This window comes from Nocardiopsis mangrovi (assembly GCF_042653925.1).
In the GTDB taxonomy this organism is placed as follows: Bacteria; Actinomycetota; Actinomycetes; order Streptosporangiales; family Streptosporangiaceae; genus Nocardiopsis_B; species Nocardiopsis_B mangrovi.
In genome coordinates this window covers 85343-104821 of the sequence record NZ_JBHSFQ010000023.1, presented here as the reverse complement: position 1 = coordinate 104821, position 19479 = coordinate 85343, and the positions used below count along the sequence as shown (strand labels likewise).

Annotated in this window: 14 protein-coding genes; 8 read left to right on the top strand and 6 right to left on the bottom strand. The window is 74.7% G+C overall.

Features of this window, described 5'->3' with window-relative positions:
• On the top strand, positions 1-3369 hold a 3369-nt coding region (locus ACFO4E_RS21170; RefSeq protein WP_378577435.1), incomplete at its 5' end, for a type I polyketide synthase.
• 103 nt (positions 3370-3472) lie between these two features.
• Positions 3473-4315 (top strand): arylamine N-acetyltransferase family protein, encoded by an 843-nt coding sequence (locus ACFO4E_RS21165; RefSeq protein ID WP_378577433.1) that lies wholly within the window; start codon positions 3473-3475, stop codon positions 4313-4315.
• A 93-nt stretch (positions 4316-4408) separates the two neighbouring features.
• Here ACFO4E_RS21165 and ACFO4E_RS21160 read toward each other — a convergent pair whose 3' ends face one another.
• From ACFO4E_RS21160 to ACFO4E_RS21140, 5 genes are all read right to left on the bottom strand, one after another.
• Positions 4409-6547 carry a BTAD domain-containing putative transcriptional regulator gene (locus ACFO4E_RS21160; protein WP_378577431.1) on the bottom strand — a complete coding sequence of 713 codons (2139 nt, stop codon included), beginning with the start codon at positions 6545-6547 and terminating at the stop codon, positions 4409-4411.
• A 533-nt stretch (positions 6548-7080) separates the two neighbouring features.
• A complete protein-coding gene (locus ACFO4E_RS21155) occupies positions 7081-8166 on the bottom strand; it encodes an HAD-IIIC family phosphatase (RefSeq protein WP_378577429.1) in 1086 nt (361 codons plus the stop codon).
• On the bottom strand, positions 8163-9308 hold the full coding sequence (locus tag ACFO4E_RS21150; RefSeq protein ID WP_378577427.1) for an acyl-CoA dehydrogenase family protein: 1146 nt from the start codon (positions 9306-9308) through the stop codon (positions 8163-8165). Before ACFO4E_RS21150 ends, ACFO4E_RS21155 begins: the two co-directional genes overlap by 4 nt.
• Positions 9301-9585, bottom strand: coding sequence for an acyl carrier protein (locus ACFO4E_RS21145; protein ID WP_378577425.1), 285 nt, complete (start codon positions 9583-9585; stop codon positions 9301-9303). Before ACFO4E_RS21145 ends, ACFO4E_RS21150 begins: the two co-directional genes overlap by 8 nt.
• Positions 9582-10448 carry a 3-hydroxyacyl-CoA dehydrogenase family protein gene (locus ACFO4E_RS21140; protein ID WP_378577423.1) on the bottom strand — a complete coding sequence of 289 codons (867 nt, stop codon included), beginning with the start codon at positions 10446-10448 and terminating at the stop codon, positions 9582-9584. The genes ACFO4E_RS21145 and ACFO4E_RS21140 overlap by 4 nt, the downstream gene beginning before the upstream one ends.
• An 837-nt stretch (positions 10449-11285) precedes the next feature.
• Here ACFO4E_RS21140 and ACFO4E_RS21135 point away from each other — a divergent pair.
• The 5 genes from ACFO4E_RS21135 (at position 11286) to ACFO4E_RS21115 (ending at position 17067) form a co-directional block, all read left to right on the top strand.
• Positions 11286-12608: an NAD(P)/FAD-dependent oxidoreductase gene (locus tag ACFO4E_RS21135; protein ID WP_378577421.1), complete on the top strand. Its 1323-nt coding sequence runs from the start codon at positions 11286-11288 to the stop codon at positions 12606-12608.
• 30 nt (positions 12609-12638) lie between these two features.
• Entirely contained in the window at positions 12639-14165 is a 1527-nt protein-coding gene (locus ACFO4E_RS21130) for an FAD-dependent monooxygenase (RefSeq protein ID WP_378577419.1), read from the top strand.
• Between the two features lie 121 nt (positions 14166-14286).
• Positions 14287-15192 (top strand): SAM-dependent methyltransferase, encoded by a 906-nt coding sequence (locus tag ACFO4E_RS21125; protein ID WP_378577417.1) that lies wholly within the window; start codon positions 14287-14289, stop codon positions 15190-15192.
• A gap of 135 nt (positions 15193-15327) precedes the next feature.
• Entirely contained in the window at positions 15328-16143 is an 816-nt protein-coding gene (locus tag ACFO4E_RS21120) for an SAM-dependent methyltransferase (protein ID WP_378577415.1), read from the top strand.
• Positions 16144-16269: 126 nt separating this feature from the next.
• A complete protein-coding gene (locus ACFO4E_RS21115; RefSeq protein WP_378577413.1) occupies positions 16270-17067 on the top strand; it encodes a sugar phosphate isomerase/epimerase family protein in 798 nt (265 codons plus the stop codon).
• A gap of 61 nt (positions 17068-17128) precedes the next feature.
• Here the strand turns inward: ACFO4E_RS21115 and ACFO4E_RS21110 are convergent, their stop codons facing one another.
• Positions 17129-18418, bottom strand: a complete 1290-nt coding sequence (locus ACFO4E_RS21110; protein WP_378577411.1) for an MFS transporter — start codon at positions 18416-18418, stop codon at positions 17129-17131.
• A 150-nt stretch (positions 18419-18568) separates the two neighbouring features.
• Between ACFO4E_RS21110 and amiA the strand changes: the two genes are divergently transcribed.
• Entirely contained in the window at positions 18569-18682 is a 114-nt protein-coding gene (gene amiA, locus ACFO4E_RS21105) for a streptamidine family RiPP (RefSeq protein ID WP_378532753.1), read from the top strand.
• Positions 18683-19479: the final 797 nt, after the last annotated feature.

The window sequence follows — 19479 nt, the reverse complement described above, 5'->3', positions numbered from 1 at the left end:
TCGGGGGATGAGGATGCGGTGGTGGGGGTGGTCGACCGGTTGGCGGGTCAGGGGGTGCGTGCGCGTCGGTTGCGGGTGTCGCATGCGTTTCATTCGGCGCGGATGGAGCCGATGCTGGGGGAGTTCGAGGAGGTTCTGGGCGGTGTTTCGTTTGCGGAGCCGCGGTTGGCGGTGGTGTCGAATGTGACGGGTCGGGTGGCGGAGGCGGGTTTGTTGACCGATCCGGGGTATTGGGTGCGGCAGGTGCGCTGCCCGGTCCGGTTCGCCGACGGTGTCGCCGCCGCTCGCGAGGCGGGCGCGACCGCCTTCCTGGAGCTGGGGCCGGGGGGCACGCTCAGCGCAATGGCCCGACAGGCCCTGCGCGACACGGCCGACGATGACGTGTTGTGCGCGCCGATGCTGCGCCGCGACCGCGATGAGGTGACCACCTCGCTGACCGCGCTGGCCCGGATGCACGTTCGCGGGACGGACATCGCGTGGGCGGAGGTGATCCGGGGAGGTGGTGCCCGGCGCGTGGATCTGCCGACCTACGCCTTCCAGCACCGGCGCTACTGGCCCGACACCCCGCCGGCCCCATCCGGTCGGGCCGGAGCGGAGGGCGCGATGGCCGCCGCCGGCCTTTCGGTCACCGGCCATCCCGTGCTCGTGGCGGCCTCCCCGCTTCCCGGGTCCGGCGGCCTGCTGCTGACCGGACGGCTGGCGCCGTCGGCGCACCCGTGGGCGGCCGGCCACCACATGGGCGGGGTCGGGATCGCACCTCCGGGGGTGCTCCCGGAGCTGGTGATCCGCGCCGCCGACGAGGCCGGCTGCGACACCGTCCACCACTTGGCCGTCGAGGAACCCATCGCCCTCTCCGCAGAGGGGGCCGTGCGGGTGCAGATCACGGTGACGGCGGCCGACGACGCCGGTCGGCGGCGGGCCGAGGTCCATACGCGCCTCGACGATGCCGTACCCGACGCGCCCTGGACCCGCAACGCCCGCGCGGTGCTCGGCGCCTGCGGCCCGCCGCCTCCCGCCCCCGAGGGCCCCGAGACCGTCGCGTCGTGGCCTCCGGAAGGAGCACACCCGGTCGACACCGCCGCGTTCGAGGAGGACCTCCGCGACGCCGGCCTGTCCTGCGGCCCGGGGCCGGACCTCCTCGCCGCTGTCTGGCGCCTCGGCGACACCGTCCACGCCGAGATCGACCTCGGGGCCGAACCGGACGACGCCCCCGACGAGGACCACCGATTCGCCCTGCACCCGTCGGTCCTCGGTGCGGCCGTCCACCTCGCGGCGCTCTGCGTCGATCCCGGCACCGCGCCGCGCCGTATCCTCCAGGCCGCCGAATGGAGCGGGCTGGTGCTGCACGCCTCCGGCGCGACCCGCCTCCGGGCGCGCGCGGTCGCGACCGGCGATTCCACCGTCTCCCTCGACCTCGCGGACGGCACCGGCCGGCCCGTCGCGTCGGTCGCCTCCCTGACCCTGCGCCCGGCCGCCGCGCAGCCCGCACCCCCGGTCCCGGGTGTGGTCGCGCGCTCGCTGCTGCGCCTCGGCTGGATCGAGGCGCCCGCACCGCCACCGGCCGCCCCCGGAGCGGGGCGCTGGGCGCTGCTGGGGCCCGCCGACCACCCCGCGGTCCGGTCGGCCGGCCTCGATGACGGTCCCGCGCCCGCGTTCGACGACATCGAGTCCCTTGCGGACGCGGTCGAGGACGGTATGCCCGCCCCCGAACTCCTGCTGTTCGACGCCGGGGCCGCGCACGGCGCTCCGGAGCCCGGCGCCGCCCCCGCCGCCGTCGCGTGCGTCCTCGGAGTCGTGCAGGAATGGGCGGCCGAAGCGGGACTCCTCGGTACGCGCCTCGCGGTGCTGACCCGCGGCGCCGTGGCCGCGGGCGGGTCGGCGCCCGCTCCCGACCCCGTCGGCGCCGCCGTGTGGGGGTTGCTCCGTTCGGCGCAGGCGGAGTATCCCGGCCGGATCCTGCTGTTCGACACCGACGACGGCACCGACCCCGCCCGTGCGGCGCGCCGACTGCTGCCCGCCCTCGCCGCCTCGGGCGAATCGCAGGTGGCGCTGCGCGGGGGGACCGTGCTGGTGCCCCGCCTTGAGCGCATGACGGTGCCCGACGACCCCGCCCGCCCTCCGTTGTCCTCGGGCGGAACGGTCCTGGTGACCGGCGGCACCGGGGCACTGGGGGGCGAGGTGGCGTGCCACCTCGCCACCGCGCACGGGGTCCGGCGGCTGCTCCTGGTGAGCCGGCGCGGACCCGCGGCCGACGGGGCCGCATCCCTCGCCGCGCGGCTGGAGGCGCTGGGCGCCGAGGTCGCGGTGGAGGCGTGCGACGTCGCCGACCGCGCCGGCCTCGCACGGCTGCTCGACGCCATCCCCGCGGAGCAGCCGCTGCGCGCCGTGGTGCACACGGCCGGAGTGGTGGACGACGGCCTGATCTCCGGGATGACCCCCGAGCGGATCGATACCGTGTTCGGGCCCAAGTCCGAAGCGGCGCTGAACCTCGACGCCCTCACCCGCGGGCTCGATCTCGACGCCTTCGTCCTGTTCTCCTCCGCCGCGGGGGTCCTGGGCAGTCCGGGGCAGGGGAACTACGCCGCCGCGAACGCGTTCCTGGACGCCCTTGCGCAGCGGCGCCGCGCCGTCGGCCTGGCGGGGACCTCCCTGGCGTGGGGGCAGTGGGAACGGTCCGGCGGTCTGAGCGGGCGGCTGGGCCGGGCCGACCTCGCCCGCATGGCCCGGCAGGGGCTGCGTGCCCTGTCCACGGCCGAGGGCATGGCGCTGTTCGACGCCGCCCTCGCTTCCGGAGAGGCCGCCGTGGTCCCCGTGCACCTCGACACCGCTGCGGTGCGCGCCCATGCCGCGCGCGCGTTCGGCGGAACGGTGGCGCCCGTGCTGCGCGGTCTGGTCCGCCCGCCCCGCCGCGCGGTGCGGGGCCCCGCCGGCGGGGGGCCGGGGGAGCGCGACGGGCTCGCCCGCAGGATCTCCCGGCTGCCCGAGTCCGAGGGACACCGCCTCCTGCTGGACCGGGTCCTCGACACCGCGGCTCTGGTGCTCGGCCGCAGCGCCGCGGACCGGATGGCCCCCGATGACGCGTTCTTCGACGCCGGGTTCGACTCGCTGACCACCCTCGAATTCGGCGGGCGGCTCGGCGCGGCCACCGGTACCGCCGTCGGGTCGGCGCTGATCTTCGACCATCCGACACCGGACATGCTCACCCGTCACCTCCTGCCGCTGGTGGCCGCGGCGGGCGGCCCGGCGGCGGGCTCCGTGCTCGACGACCTCGACGGTGTGGCGCGGACCATCTCCGCGGCGGAGCTCGACCCCGCCCTGCGCGCGAAGGTGGCGGCACGGCTTGCGGAGATGGCGGAGCGGGTGCGCTGACCGCACTTGGGAGCCGCCCGGCCGCCCGGCCACCCGGCCACCCGGAGGCTGGGCGCCCCGATGACCCGGTACCCCCGGAGACCGGAAGAGAGGACCGCGACACATGCGACCGGACCGTGCCCCCGCGTTCGACACCCGCGTCTACCTCCGGCGCCTCGGATACACGGGACCGCTCGACGCCACCCTGGAGACACTGCGGGAACTGCACCGGCGCCACCTCCGCACCATCCCCTACGACAACACCCGGTTCCCCGAAGGCGGCGGCCCGCTCCCGGCCAACCTGGCCGACGTCGACATCGACGCCGCCTTCGACAAGATCGTGGTGCGCGGGTCGGGGGGCATCTGCTTCGAGCTCAACCTGCTGATGCGGCGGCTGCTCGACGACGCGGGCTTCACCACCCGCACGTTCTCGGCCGGCGTCCGCCAGGACAACGGCACCTTCAGCCCGGACCTGTCGCACCGGTTGACGGGGGTGGACCTGGACGGCGAGGTCTGGCTCGCCGATGTCGGGTTCTCCGGCCCATTGTTCATCGAGCCGCTGCGTGTGGCCCCCGGGGTGGAACAGCACCAGCACGGGTGCGGGTTCAAGGTGACCGTGCAGGGTTCCCGGAACGTGGTGCACCGCAGGTGCGGCGACGGCGAGTGGCGGGCCGTGTACCGGTTCCGCCCCCGGCACCGCGAGGTGGCGGAGTGGGACGGCTTCACCGCCCGGTTGCAGCGGTTCCTCGCCGAAGCGGGGATCGTGAACACGACGATGGTCTGCCGCGCCACCGAGAGCGGCCACGACCTCGTGGTGGGGCGGCGCCACCTCCGGGTCGACGGCGGGCGCGAGTACGTCGGCGTCCTGACCGACCCGGCCGCCCATCAGGCCGCGCTCGACCGCATCCGGTGCGGCGCCGACGCCTCGGCGGGCCGTGCCGGGCGCGCCGAGACGCACCGCGGATGACGCGGGCGCACGCGCCTTCGCCGCGCCCCGGCCGGGCGGATGGGCGGGCCGCGTGCTGTGCACGCGGCCCGCATCCGCCGTTCGTGTACGGGGTCAGGGCCGGGCGGCCCGGGCGGTCTCCCTGCTGTGGTCCTGCGCCGGCGCGTCCGGCGGGTCGGCGGGGTCGAGGGTGATCGTCGTGGCGTCGAACCGTCCCGTGCCCCAGCCGGGGCGGCGGCGCAGCAGTTCGGGCCGGGCGATGGCCATCACCAGCAACGGGACGGGGCTCACCCGCTCGACGAGGTCGCCGATGAACTCCAGCAGGTCGTCGTCGGCGCGGTCCAGGTCCTCGATGACGACGATCAGCGGACGTTGTGCGGCGATCTCCTCCAGGAACCACCGCATGGCCTTGTACGCCTCGGGGGACCTGTCGTCCCGCACCATGAGCGGCAGCAGGTGGGAGATGAGCCAGGCGGCGAGGTCACCGGCGCCCACCAAGCCGCGCACGGCGTCGGCGAGTCTGCCCTCGGCGGCCTCGCGGGTGTCGGTGTCGGCGACCCCCGCGTACGCCCTGGCGATCGAGGCCAGGGCCGAAGGGGCCGTGTCCGCACCGGAGGCGGGGCCGCCGCCCCAGAGGCATCGCACCACGGTCGGCAGTGCGTCGACCGACTGCTGCAATCCGAGCATGAGCCCGGTGGTCCGGGCCGATCCGGGCTCGCCCAGCAGGGTGACCAGGTGCGGCCGGTTGCGTCGGCGAACGCGTTCGAGCAAGCCGCGCAGGACCACGAGTTCGCGTTCGCCCCCGCCTTCAGGTCCGGGTGCGCACCGGCCCTCGGGCAGCGCTCCCAGGGGTTCCCAGCCGCCGGCGGGGGCGCAGTCCGAGCAGTACACGACGGCCTGCCTGCTGGCCTCGTTGGTGGTGTCGCAGACGAGTACGCCTCCCGGGGCGGTGGACGCGAGGAGCCGCAGGCAGGCGTCGATCACGCCGCCGGAGATGATGCGGGGCGGGGCGTCGGCGCGGGGGACGGCGAGGAGGTCGCCCGTGGCCACCGCGGTCCTGACGGCGGCGCGGACCGGATGGGCGCCGGGTGTCGCCGGGTCGGCGGCGGCCGCGGGGAAGCGGTCGCGGATCGCCAGCGCCGCGCACACCGCGCGTTCGGCGTCGTCCTGCGCGGGGGTGCCGGTCGGCGCGCCCCGGCCGGGCCAGCCGAACACGCCGAGCGTCATGGGCCCGACGGAGTCGGCGACGACGCCGCCGAACCGCTCGATCTCGGCGCGTGTTGCCGCGACCGCGTGCCGGCACGCCGCTTCGGCGCGGTCGAGCGGAGTACCGTCGTTGAGCCCCGCGGTCGCGAGCACCGCGGTGACCCGTGCCCGCTGGGGTGCGGTCGGTGCGGGCGGGGGATCGGAGGACAGGGCGGCTGCGGCGTGGCTCCGGCCTCCCGAGCCGGGATCGGGCGGGCCCCCGCCGAGCGAGAGCAGTGGGCGGGGCGGTGCCCCGTTGTCGCCCGGGGGCAGGTCGAGTGCCGGGTCGTGGTCGAGGATCATGCGGTGCAGCTCGCGGAGTTCGCGGCCGGGCTCGATGCCGAGGTCGTCCACCAGGGCGGCGTGGGTGCGCCGGTAGACGCCGAGCGCGTCGGTCTGGCGCCCCGACCGGTAGAGCGCGACCATCAGCTGGCCGTGCAGGCGTTCGCGGGGCGGCTCGGTCTCGGCGAGGGCTTCGAGGTCGCCGACGATCTCGTGGTGCCGGCCGCAGGCGAGTTCGGCGTCGAAGCAGTCCTCGAACGCGGCGAGGCGGTGCTCCTGCACCGCGGCGAGTTCGGGCCAGCGGATGCCCTTCTCCACGAGGTCGGCCAGTGCCGCTCCGCGCCACATCCCCAGGGCCTCCCGCAGGGAGCGGGCGGCGGATCTCCACGCGCCGGCGGCGAGTTCGGATCTTCCCCGGGAGGTCAGGCGTTCGAACCGGCGCAGGTCGATGCGGTCGGCGTCGAGATGGAGCAGGTATCCGGGGGCGTGGGTCAGGAGGGCGGCGGTGGGGGCGCCGCTGGGGCCGGGAACGAGGAGCCGGCGGATGTCCGCGACCGCGTTCTGGAGCATCTTGCGCGCGGTCGGCGGCGTGGTCTGCTGCCATAGGGCCCTTAGGAGGCGGCTGGTCGCCACGACCTCATTGGCGTGCAGGAGGAGGAATCCGAGCGCCGCGCGCTGTTTCACGCCGCGCAGGGGAACGGGAAGTCCGTCGTCGACGACTTCCAAGGGGCCGAGTAAATGGAACTGCAAGAGATCCCCCGAGGATTTACTGGCTTTTAATAAAGCCCTGCTCGATGGCATCTATTCCGTTTTGGGTGGCTTCGGAATCTGCGGGGCGCCGGCGGGTCGCGTGAGCGGGCGATGCCGATATCGAGGGAAGGGCGGGGCTGGGCTCGGTGTAGAAGGTCACGGGTGTGGCATTTGGGGCCTTTCTGTCGCTGGTGGACACCTCGGCGGGGGGCGTGGGTCGGTCCGGATCCGGACGTCCGCGAGGGCATCCGAATGGGCTCGCTATTCTCCCCGGGTGTGATACAGCATTCTCCATACCCGTCCGGTGTCCCCGCCATGTGTGCGCGAATGGATGTTTTCCGCTCCCGTCCGGAGGAGGTGCCCGGTGCGGGGGAATTCCATTTTCAGCGGTCCGATTGCCGGGAATTCGCGCCGAAGGAAATCGGTTCGGGGAATGCGTCGTCGACGCCGCCCCGGCCCGCCGGCCGAGGCGGCGATCGGCCTCACATGGAACGGGGCGGTTGGTGTTCCTACAGGTCAGGAGCTGTGAGTCGCATGGTATCCGGGGCCGGCCGGGAGGCCGGGTGGAGGTGCAGCCGCTGGATGCCGTCGACCGGCGCGAGCGCCAGCGCGGTATGGCACACGCATGACTCCTCGGTGAACCCGGCGAACCGGTAGGCGATCTCCATGATGCGGTTGCGGTCGGTGGGCCGGAAATCGGCCACCAGGTGGGTTCCGCAACGGGCGGCCTGATCGACCAGCCAGTTCACGATCACCGCGCCGACGCCGAAGGACACGACCCGGCACGAGGTCGCGAGCAGCTTGAGGTGCCATACCGGCCGGTGGCGTTCCACCAGGACCACCCCCACCGCGCCGTGCGGTCCGAAACGGTCGGTGAGCGTGGCGACCAGGACCTCGTGCGCGGGGTCGGCGAGCAGCGTGCGCAGCAGGGAATCGGGATAGTGCACGCCGGTGGCGTTCATCTGGCTGGTGCGCAGGGTCAGTTCCTCGACCCGCGACAGGTCCGGCGCGGTCGCCCGCGCGAGGGTCAGCACGGATTCGAGCGAGCGCAGGAAGTCGTGGTCGGGGCCGGTGAACGACGCGCGTTCGGCGTCGCGGCGGAACCCCGCCTGGTACATCCGGCGGCGTCGGCCGGAATCGACCGTGCGCGCGGCGGGGGTGAACTCCGGCCGGGCCGTGAGCCCGGCGGCCAGCTCCGCGGGGTAGCAGCGGACATCGGGCAGGTGGAAGGCGACCTCGGCGCGTTCGGCGGGCTGGTCGTCGATGAACGCCATGGCGCCCGGGGCGAAGTTCAGCCGTTCCGCGATGCGCCGCACCGACGCCGACTTCGGCCCCCAGCCGATCTCCGGGAGGACGAAGAGGTCGGCCACGCCCAGGCGCCGCAGCCGGTCCCAGGCGAGGTCGTGGTCGTTCTTGCTGGCCACCGACTGGAGGACGCCGCGTTCGTCGAGTTCGGTGACGGTGCGGCGGACGTCATCGCCGAGCGGGGTGTCGGGGTCCTCCAGCAGGGTCCCCCGCCACAGGGTGTTGTCGAGGTCCCAGACCAGGCACTTCACCTGTACCACCGGAGTGTCCGCGGCGGGGGTGGCGTTCACGGCGCACCCGCTCGCATGCCCGTGGTGGTCTCCAGCGCGTGCTGCGCCAGGATCAGCTGGCAGATCTCGTTGCTGCCCTCGATGATCTCCATGAGTTTGGCGTCGCGGTAGGCGCGCGCCACCACGTGGCCGTCGCCGGCGCCGGCCGATGCCAGGACCTGGACCGCCGCCGCCGCGCCCTGCGCGGCCTGGACCGCCGCGGTGTGCTTGGCGAGCACCGCCGCGATCACCAGATCGGGTGAGGAGTGGTCCCAGCACCGGCTGGCGTGCTCGCAGGCGCGGGTGGCGGAGCGCTCGGCGACGACGAGCTCGGCCAGGTGGCGGGCGACGAGCTGGTGGTCGCCGAGCCGCTTGCCGAACTGGCGGCGGCTCGCGGCGTGGGCGGAGGCCGCTGCCAGGCAGGCGCGCAGGATGCCCGCGCACCCCCACGCGATCGACAGCCGCCCGTAGCTCAGCGCCGAGGTGACCAGCAGCGGCAGCGACCGCCCGGAGCCGCCCAGCAGGTGGTCGGCCGGCAGCCGTACGCGGTCGAAGGTGACGTCCGCGTGGCCCGCCGCCCGGCAGCCCATGGGATGGGCGACCCTGCGCACGCGCACGCCGGGCGTGTCGGTCGGGACCACGGCCGCCGCGGCACCGTCGCCGCACGCGCCGAACACCACGATGAGGTCGGCGTATGCGGCCGCGGTCACCCACACCTTGGCGCCGTCGACCACAACGGAGTCGCCGTCGACGGTGATCGCGGTGCGCATGGCCCCGAGGTCGCTGCCCGCCTCGGGCTCGCTGAAGGCGACCGCGGCCAGCGCGCCGCCGGTCAGCGAGGGAAGGTGGGCCTTCCACTGCTCCGGGCCGCCCAGCCGGCGGATGGCCCAGGCGGCCATGCCCTGCGAGGTCATGACGCTGCGCACCGAGCCGCACAGCGCACCGGTGTGGGCGGTGAGCTCACCGTTGTGCGCGCTGCTCAGACCCAGCCCGCCGTAGGAGGCGGGCACCTGCGCGGACAGGATGCCCGCGGCGCCGAGGCCGCGCAGCACGGGGATCGGCACGGCGCCCGCGCGGTCCCAGTCGGCGGCGTGGCCGCCGATGGCCTCGGCCACCGCCGCGGCGGCCGAGGCGCCGAGCGGGACCGGGAGGTCGTCAGGCATCGCCGCCGCCGGTTTCGGCCCGCAGGCGCTGGGCGAGTTCGGTCATCGACCGGATGGTGCGGAAGTTGTCCATGCGGAGGTCGGTGCCGCCGATCATGATGCCGAACGCCTGCTCCATGTGGACGACCAACTCCATCGCGAACAGCGAGGACAGGGTTCCGGAGGCGAAGAGGTCCTGGTCGGGGGCCCAGTCCGTTGCGGTCCGGACCCGCAGGTACCGCGCGAGCTCGGCTTCGATCTCCGGTGCCGTGGCGGCTCCGGTCCATGGTGCGGTCACAGCCGGGCCTCCCCGTAGTCGAAGAATCCGTGTCCGGTCTTGCGGCCCAGGCGGCCCCTGCGCACGAGGTCCTCCAGGAGCGCGCGCGGCCGGCAGCCGTCGTCGCCGGTGCGCTGGTGCAGCACCCGCAGCGAGTCGAGGAGGTTGTCCAGCCCGATGATGTCGGCGGTACGCAGCGGCCCGGTGCGGTGCCCGAGGCATCCCTGGAGGAGGGAGTCGACCTGTTCGGCCGAAGCCGTGCCGTCCTCGACGACGCCGATGGCGTCGTTGATCATCGGATGCAGGATGCGGCTGGTCACGAACCCCGGTGCGTCGCGCACCACGATCGGCGTGCGCGTGAGCGCCGCGAGCAGGTGTGCGGCGGCCTCCAGCGCCGGGCCGCCGGTGCGCGGGCCGCGGACGACCTCGACGGTCCCGATGAGGTACGGCGGGTTCATGAAGTGCGCGCCCAGCACGTCGGCGGGGCGCGGGACGGCGCCGGCGAGTTCGTCGATCGGGATCGACGACGTGTTGGAGATCAGCGGAGTCGCGGGTGCGACCGTGGCCGCGGCCTTGGCCAGGACATCGGACTTGCGGACGGGGTCCTCGGTGACGGCCTCGATCACGGCCGTGGAGCCGGCGATACCGTGCAGCGAGTCGGTCGCCACCAGGTTCTCCGCGGTATCGGCGGGGGCGTCGGCCGGGAGCGCCCCCATGAGCCGGGCGAGGCGCAGGTGCCGGGCGACCCTGCCGGGGGCGTCGGCGAGCCGGTCCGGATCGGTCTCGACCAGGGCCACGGGAACGCCGTGCCCGAGTGCCAGCGACGCGATGCCTGTGCCCATGGTCCCGGCGCCCAGGACCGCGAGCCGGTCGGGCCGGGTCACCGGCGGTCCTCGGCCGCGCCGGCGGAGGGGGGAGCGGTGGTGGCGGGCAGGGGGGTTCTCCCGGGCGGTGGGGCGGCCGCGGAACGGGGGCGAGTCGTCCTTCGGGGCAAAGGCATCGGCGCCATCCCATCGATCGGCGATCGGAATTCGTGCAGCGACAATTCTCGCGTCCCGCCCAAGCGTGCACAGTGTCGCAAGTCCATTCGCCGCCCACCTTCCGGTAATTCCCCTTCGGGGTGATTTCCGGTGCGCGGGCTGCCGCTATCACGGCGCGCCCCATCGGGCGGTCGCCACCGCCGGACCGGTCGAATGCGCGCGGGAACGCTCCTGCGCGGCGAAGCGCCGCGTTCGCCCGGCCCCACCGCCATCTCGTCGCCGTCTGCCCCTGGTGCCGGCCGGCGGCGCGGGTCGGCGGGGTACGGGACACCGCCGTCCCCGGCCGGGGACGGCCGCGCGTCCGGAGCAGGCCCGGCCCCGTCCTCTGCCGGTTCCCCTCCTCCGGCCGGCGGGGCGAGGACCCGGTGCCGGGCGGGGGTCCCCGTCCGGGCGCCGCGGTCGCGCACGCGGCACCGGCGGGAATCGGTTACCTCGTGATGGGCGGGAAATGACGCCCGGTAATTGTCCGCCGGAGTAGCGCACATCTATGTTGTCCATCGATGTGCGAACCGTGAGAATCAGGAATTCCGCTGCGCGCGCGGGATCCGACCGTCATTCATTCGCTCCGCATGCCTCCGATTATCCGCGCGGGCGGCCGGGCGAATTCACCGGGGGAGCGGCTTCGCCCGCTCCCGGCCGGATGACCGCGCCGCGGCCCGCGCCCAGGAAGAGAGGTACGACATGTCCGGTGCCATGCTCGACGCCGTGGTCGTGGGCGGCGGCCCCGCCGGGGCCGTCTGCGCCACCCTGTTGGCCCGCGAGGGCGCCGCCGTGGCGCTCCTGGAGCGCGACGAATTCCCCCGGTTCCACATCGGGGAGTCCATGCTGCCCTACATGGCCGGGCTCCTGGAGCGGCTGGACCTGCTCGACGTCGTCAAGGAGCAGGGCTACGTCGTCAAGCGGGGCGGCGAGTTCATCGACCCCACCGGTACCAAGTTCTTCAGCCCCGGCGTCTTCCGCGCCGACTTCGCCAAGCAGGGCGAGGGCCGCCACACCGAGACCTTCCAGGTCGAGCGCGCGCACTTCGACCGCGTCCTCGTCGAGCAGGCCCGCGCCGCCGGAGCGCGCGTGATGCACGGCGCCCAGGTCACCGATTTCCTCCAGGAGGACGACCGCCTCACCGGGGTCGGCTTCCGCTACCAGGGCGCCAACCCGCGGATCCGCGCCCGGTACATCATCGACGCGAGCGGCCGCGCGGGCAAGATCGCCAACCGGTTCGGGCTGCGCCGCAGCGTCGACAAGCTCCGCATGGTCGCGGTCTACCGCCACTACACCGGTCTCGATGAACGGCACAACCCGGGTCACGAGGGCGACATCCAGATCGGCGCCCACGACGACGGCTGGGTATGGGCCATCCCGCTGTCCGCCGACACCGTCAGCGTGGGCACCGTGATGCCGCGCGAGGTGTTCCGCTCCGGCACCGCCGATTCGCTGTTCGCCACCCACGTCGCCCGCGTCCCGCGCATCACCCAGCGGCTGACCGGCACCCGGCCCACCATGGAACTCCGGGTCGAGACCGACTACTGCTACCACACCGACACCGTCACCGGCCCCGGCTGGCTCATCGTCGGCGACGCCGGATGCTTCGGCGACCCCATGTTCTCCGGTGGCGTCCTGGTGGCCATGGCCACCGCGGCGCGCGCCGCCGCCACCATCACCGGCGCGCTCGCCGACCCCGCGCGCGAGCAGCGCCTCTTCGACGACTACGCCGGCTTCTTCAAGACCGGCTACGACACCTACATCCGGCTGATCCACTCCTTCTACGACAGCGAGCTGATCAGCGCGATCGCCGACTCCACGGTGCCGCGCGACAAGCTGGAGATGTACATGGTCCGGCTGCTCGGCGGCGACTTCTGGAGCGAGCACAACCCGATCTCCGAGGCGCTGCGGGCCATCCCCGAATGGGACACGTTCTCCCCCTTCGAGCCCGTCTTCGGCTGCCCCGTCTACCCCGAGCGCGATTCCGCGGACCGCGAAGAACTCGCCGCCGGCGCGCGCCCCTGAGCCCCGACCGCCCCGAACCACTGGAGCCCCATGTCACACCCCGTACTCGTCATCGGAGCCGGGCCCACGGGCCTCGCCCTCGCCTGCGGACTGCGGCTTCGCGGAATCCCGGTGCGGGTCATCGATGCGGCGAGTGAGCCCGCCGGCACCTCCCGCGCGCTGGGTGTGCAGCCGCGCGGTGTCGAAGTGCTCGACCGGCTCGGGGCGCTGGGCGATCTCCCGGAACGCGCCATCCGGCTGAGCGAGGTCCGCGTCCACGTCGGCCGCCGCCTCGTCTCCACGATGCCCATGCGGTGGCTGGCCGCCCGCGAACGCTCGCCCCTGCTCATCTCCCAGGTCGAGATCGAGACCGCCCTGCGCGAGCGGCTGGAGGCCCTCGGGGGGCGGGTCGAATGGGAGCACGAACTCGTCGGCGCCACCCAGGACGACCACGCCGTCACCGTGGTCCTGCGCACGCCGAGCGGCATGGCCGACACCCGGGTGCCGTGGCTGGTCGGCTGCGACGGCGCGCACAGCCTCGTGCGCAAACTCGCGGGGATCGGCTTCCCCGGGGCGCCGGTCGCCGAGGACTTCCTGCTCGCCGACGTCCGCGCCCGGTGGACGGCCGACCCCGAGATCATGACCAGCTGGGCCCACGGCGGCGGCATGATCAGCGTGTGCGCGCTGCCCGGCGAGGGCCGGTGGCGGCTCATGTCGCCCTCGCCCCCCGGCACCGACCCCGGCCGCGACCGCACCGGCATCCGCCCCCGGCTCGAACGCCAGCTCGCCGCCTGCACCCCGTTCCGGGGCGAGGAGATCGACCGCGTCGAATGGCTCTCCAGCTTCCGCATCCACCGCCGGCTCGCCGACTCCTACCGCCGCGGCCGGATGCTGGTGGCCGGCGACGCGGCGGCCGTGCACCACCCCTTCGGCGGGCAGGGCATGAACACCGGCCTCGGCGACGCCGAGAACCTCGCGTGGAAGCTCGCGCTGGTCGAGGGCGGGGGCGCCGACCCGCGGCTCATCGACTCCTACGAGGCCGAGCGGCGCCCGGTGGCCGAGGGGGTCGTGGCCGCCACGAGCGCCACATCCCGCGTGGTGCTCGGCGACTCCCCGGGCATCCGTTCGCTGCGCGACACCCTCCTGCTGCCGCTCATGGACCACCCCAAAGTGCAGGGCTACCTCTGGCGCAGCGCATCCCAGCTGGGCGTGAGCTACCGAGGGCGGACCCTCGCCCCGAAACCGTGCCCGCTGCGGGCGGGCCCGCGCCCCGGCGACCGGGTCCCCGACATCGCCTGCCACGACACCGGAGGCGCGTCCATCCGCATGCACCGCGCGCTGCGCGGCCGCTGGGCACTGATCACCCGGCCCGGCGACCACGAGGTGAGCGCCGCCGCCGTTCGCCGGCGCCTGGGCGCGGGCCTGGTGGTGCTGTATCCCGACCACCCCGGGCTGACCGACACCCTGCTCGTGCGGCCCGACGCCCATCTGGCGTGGCGCGGAACGGCCGACCCCCACGCCCTCGGACGCTGGCTCGACCGTGTCCTCGGCTCGGGCGCGGTGCCCGCCCCCGCATGATCGCGGGGCCGGGCCGCCGGACCGGCACGGCCCCCACCCCCGCGGTCCGGCTCCGTCCGGGCCACGACCGACGAACGCCGGCTCCTCGGCAGCGGCCGGAGCCCGCACGCAAGGAGCCGTGATGACACAGGCCGATACCGCACGGTCCGCGATGGCCGAAGAGAGCTGGACCGCGCTGGGGAACGCGTCGGCCCGCGCCGCCGAGACCCCGCGCGCCGACCGGCTGTTCGCCGACCCGCTCGCCGAGCGGTTCCTCGCGGCCGTCGAAGGCGCCGCCCCCGCCGGCACGGCCCCTGCCTCGGACCGGGACCCCGGCGCCGCGGCCCGGCCGCCGGTGCCGCCGCCCGACCTGATGCGCATGATCGGGGACTCCATCGTCGTGAAGACCCGGTTCTTCGACGACTTCTTCGCCACCGCCTGCGCCGCCGGCTGCCGCCAGGCGGTGCTGCTCGCCGCCGGGCTCGACACCCGCGCCTTCCGCCTGCCGTGGCCCGACCGCCTGCGCCTGTTCGAGGCCGACCTGCCCGGCCTGTTCGACTTCAAGGAGGCCGTCCTCGGCGCGGCCGCCGCACGGCCGACCTGCGACCGCGTGGTCGTCCGCACCGACCTGCGCGATGACTGGCCCGGCGCGCTGCGCGCCTCGGGCCTCGATCCCGACCTCCCCACCGCGTGGCTGGCCGAGGGGATGCTCGGGTTCCTCACCCCGGAGGCGTGCGACCGCGTGCTCGGCGGCGTGAACGCGCTGTCGGCACCGGGCAGCCGCCTCGGGCTCGACCACACCCACGACGGCGCGGTCCACACCCCCCACCTGCGTCCCATCCTCGCCGGGGTCGGGAGTTCCATCGACGACATGATCAAAGGCGGGCCCGAGGTCCCCGCCGACCAGTGGCTGGCCCGGCACGGCTGGCGCGTCGAGGTCCACGACATCGTCGAGCGCGCCGCCGCCTACGGCCGTCCGGCCCCCGCCCTCTTCCAAGGCGAACGCGCCGGCCACGCGCGCATCCTGCACACCGCCGTCCGCCCCTGAGCCCCGGCACCCCGCCCCGCCCGGCGCCGGAGCGGGGGTCGTTACGATACGCGTGACCACGAACGGGGAACGGGCGGCCGGCCGTGCCGGCCGCGGGGGACCGGGCTCCGCGGCGACCACGTGAGAAGAGGGCCCGTGCCAGAACCCGCGTCCGCCCAGGACGGCCGTCCCGCCATCGACACCAGCGTCCCCCACAACGCGCGGATCTGGAACCACTGGCTCGGCGGCACGGACAACTTCCCGGTCGACCGCGAGATGGGCGACCGCATCCGCGCGTTCTTCCCCGAGATCGTCGACAACGCCCGCGCCGACCGCGAATTCCTCGTCCGGGCGGTCCGCCACCTCACCACCGAGGCCGGCGTGCGGCAGTTCCTCGACATCGGAAGCGGGCTGCCCACCCGCGACAACACCCACGAGGTCGCGCAGACCGCCGACGCCGACGCGCGGGTGGTCTACGTCGACAACGACCCGATGGTGCTCGCGCACGCCCGCGCGCTGCTCGCCGGCGGCCCTGAGGGCGCGACCGCCTACATCGACGCCGATCTGCGCGACCCCGGGCGCATCCTCGACGCCGCGGCGGCCACGCTGGACTTCACCCGGCCGGTGGGGCTGATGCTGCTGGGCAGCCTCAATTTCGTGGCCGACGACGCCGAGGTGCGCCGCGTCCTGGACCGGCTCGTCGGCGCCCTGGCCCCGGGCAGCCACCTCGTCGTCTCGCACCCCACCGATGCGCTGAACCCCGGGCGTGCGCGCGAGGTCGTCCGCGCCTGGAACGAGAACGGCACCCCGAAGCTGACCCTGCGCAGTCCCGAGCAGATCACCGGCCTCTTCCGCGGGCTGGACCTGCTCGACCCCGGGGTGGTGTCCTGCTCGCTGTGGCGCCCGCCGCCGGACCGGCCGGGCGACGCCGTCGTGGTGGACGAGTACTGCGGCGTGGCGCGCAAGCCCTGACCACGGGCCGGCCGCGCGTGAGGGGGGCCGCGATCGGCGGGGTCCCGGCGCATCCTAGGATCGACAATGATTGTCATGTTCGTTTCGGGGTGCGTCGCGCACCCCATGGGGTGAAGGAGGACGCACGTGCTCGTTCCCGGCCTGGTATCGGTCACCTTCCGCGCGCTGACCGCCGAGGAGGTCGTCGACCTCACCCGCGAGGCGGGGCTGCGGACGATCGAGTGGGGCGGCGACGTCCACGTGCCGCCGGGGGACACCGGCCGCGCCCGGGAGGTCGGTGACCGCTGCCGCGCCGCGGGCCTGGCGGTCGGCGGCTACGGCTCCTACCACAAGGCGGGCGTCACCGACCCGGCCGGATTCCCGGAGATCGTGGCCACGGCGGTGGCGCTGGGCGCCCCGCGCGTGCGCGTCTGGGCGGGCACGACCGGATCGGCCGAGACCGGCCCGGCCCAGCGCTCCCGCACGGTCGCCGACATCCGTCGCTGCGCCGACCTCGCGGCGCAGGCGGGGATCCGCATCACGGTCGAGCACCACGTCGAATCGCTGACCGACGATCTCGACTCCGCGCTGCGCATGCACGCCGAAGCCGCGTCGCCGGCGCTCGTCCCCCACTGGCAGCCGCGCGAATCGCCCGACGTCGATGCGTGCCTGCGCGAGGTCACCGCCCTCCTGCCGCGACTCGAATCGGTGCACGCCTTCTCCTGGGGCGACGACGGCTACACCGAGCGACTGCCGCTGGGGGATCGCGCCGACCTATGGCGGCCGGTCCTGGGCCTCCTCGCCGCCGACGGCGCGCGGCGCGAGGTGCTGCTGGAGTTCGTCCAGGACGACTCCCCTGCGGCGTTCCTGCGCGACGCCGCCGCCCTGCGCGACTGGATCGCCGAAACGGCGGACACCGCGGCCGCCGCCGGCCCGGTGGGCTGAGCGCCGCGGGACGGCGGCGCCCCGGGAGCACCCGGAGCGGCGCCGTCCCGCAGCCGGGGGGTCAGCCCAGAGTCGCGGGGGCCGCGCCGGGACCGCGCACCGCGGCCCGGGCGTGCGCGCGCAGCGGCGACAGCCACGCCAGCACCACCCCGGCGCCCAGCACCGCCAGGCTCGCCGCCAGCCCGCCCCTCGGGCCGAGCGCGGTCACAGCGACGGCCCCGGCCAGGGCGGCGCCCAGCGGCTGGCCCACGCCCCACGACAGCATGCGCGCCGTGGTGTTGATCCGCGATTGCAGGTGCTGCGGGCTCACCTGCTGCCGGTAGGTGACGGCGTTGATGACCACCACCGAGTAGGCGGTTCCCCACAGCACCGCCGCCGCGGCGGCCGCCGCCCATTGGGTGGACAGCACCACACCGATCCCGGCCAGCAGCGACGCGGGCAGCGCGCCCAGGGCCAGCCGCGGGGCGCCGAAGCGCTCGCTCAGGACCGGGACCAGTCTGCTGGCGACCAGGGCGCCGACCCCCCAGCAGCTGAAGAGCACCGCCAGCCGCGGGTCTCCGGAGGGCGCCACTCCCAGGACCTGGTCGGCCCACGGCACCAGCATGGCCACCCACGCCCCGCTGGCGGCGGCATGGGTGGCGCCGACGAGGGTCAGCGTGCGCACGATCGGGTCGTGCAGCAGGAACGCCACACCGGTGCGGATGTCGGCGGCCAGGGTGGGCGCGGTGCCGGCGCCGGCCGGCCCCGCCGGCCGGGGGGCGGACAACGGGCGCACGATCAGCCTCACGAGAGCGGCGGACGCCAGCGCCGTCACGGCGTTGACGGCGACCAGTGGGGCGGGTGCGATGACGGTGACCAGCAGCCCGGCCACGCCGGGCACCAGCAGTTCCACGAAGGTCGTGGCACCGTAGACGGCCGAATAGCCCGCGGTGAGCCGTTCCTTGCCGATGAGCTGGGGGAGCGCGCCGAAGTTGGCGGCGTCGAAGAGGACGTAGAGCGCTTGGACGGCGAAGCTCGCCAGCAGCACGTGCAGCGGGGTGAGCACGTCCAGGGCCCAGGCCGCCGGGACGCTGGCCAGGGCGAGTGCGGATAGCAGATCGGCGCCGATCATCAGCCGGCGCCGGTCGAACCGGTCGGCGATGGCCCCGGCGAAGAGGCCGAACAGCAGGTACGGCAGCGCGCCGGTGACCGCCACCGCCGATGTCCATGCCGCCGAACCGGAGAGCCGGTAGACGAGGACCGGAAACGCCACGGTGGCCACCAGCGTCCCCGCCACCGAGACCATCCGTGAGGCGAGGTAGCGCCGGAAATCGGGATCGGAGCGCAGCCTTCCGGGTGCGGACACGGCCATTCGGACTCCTCTTCGACGTTTATGTGCAGTTCAGAGGGGCGTTTCATGGAATGTCGACTTGGTCACGTCGCCCCGCTGTTGAAAACGATAATCATTCTATTAGCCTGGTGTCTGCCCGACCGACCCCCAGACGATCAGGAGGTGACCGAGATGGAGCAGCAGCAGGTGTTCGTCCGGGTTGAGCAGGAGCGCGAGCTTCCGCACAACTCCGCCAGCCACAGCAACGCCCTGGTGGAGAACCCGTTCGACGAAGAGACCGAGTAACCCCCCGCGGGGCCGCCGGACCTCCGGCGGTCCCGCGCCGGCCCCGGCCGGGCACCGGTTCCGCGGCGCGGCCGTCCGTCCGTCCGTCCGCCCGTATCCGGGCGCCGGTCCGTCCGATCCCCCCGGCCGGACCGCCACCCGAGGCGGACCCGCCCCGGTGCTGTGCTCCCCGGGCCCGCCCGCACGCCGGTATCCGCGGACGGGTCGTCGGACCGCCGTGTGTCCGCCGCCCCTCCCCGACCCCGCCCATTGGAGGACGATCCGTGCCGTCCGTGCTGTGCGGTCCCGCCGGAAGCCCGGATACGCCTCGGGGCATGGCCGTCGCCGCGACGTCCGGCCTGTCGCGGGGGCTCCGCGGCCATCGGGCCCTGGAGCCGTCGCGGGTCCGTCGTCCGTCCCTGACCCGCTCCGAAGGGGCGCCCCCATGTCCGCGTCGCCTGAGCCCGTCGATCCCCGGTGCCGCCGCGGTCGCGGTGCGGGGTGCCGGCGACCGCTGGTGCCGTGCGGCCGCCGTGGGTCCGCCGTCCGTTCCCGACACGTCCCGAGGAGGAGGTCCCGTGCCGTCGTCGCCGCCTGAACCCGCCGATACGCGGCCGCGCCGCGATGGTGGAGGGGGCCTGACGGGGGACGTCGGCCGCCCCGGGCCGTCGGCTCGGTCCGTGGACGCTGATCGGATCTCTGCCCGCGGGGCGGCCCGTGTCGACCGCGCTGGTCGAACCCGCCGGCACGCCGGATACGGATCGGGCCGCGGTCGCCCCGGTGGCGTCCGGTCTGGAGCGGGACGTCCGCGGCCGCCG

Excerpts from the sequence above, each read along its gene's own strand:
- ACFO4E_RS21165 (WP_378577433.1), top strand. The coding sequence starts at position 3,473 with ATGCGACCGGACCGTGCCCCCGCGTTCGACACCCGCGTCTACCTCCGG.
- ACFO4E_RS21150 (WP_378577427.1), bottom strand. The coding sequence starts at position 9,308 with ATGCCTGACGACCTCCCGGTCCCGCTCGGCGCCTCGGCCGCCGCGGCG.
- ACFO4E_RS21135 (WP_378577421.1), top strand. The coding sequence starts at position 11,286 with ATGTCCGGTGCCATGCTCGACGCCGTGGTCGTGGGCGGCGGCCCCGCC.
- ACFO4E_RS21130 (WP_378577419.1), top strand. The coding sequence starts at position 12,639 with ATGTCACACCCCGTACTCGTCATCGGAGCCGGGCCCACGGGCCTCGCC.
- ACFO4E_RS21125 (WP_378577417.1), top strand. The coding sequence starts at position 14,287 with ATGACACAGGCCGATACCGCACGGTCCGCGATGGCCGAAGAGAGCTGG.
- ACFO4E_RS21110 (WP_378577411.1), bottom strand. The coding sequence starts at position 18,418 with ATGGCCGTGTCCGCACCCGGAAGGCTGCGCTCCGATCCCGATTTCCGG.
- amiA (WP_378532753.1), top strand. The coding sequence starts at position 18,569 with ATGGAGCAGCAGCAGGTGTTCGTCCGGGTTGAGCAGGAGCGCGAGCTT.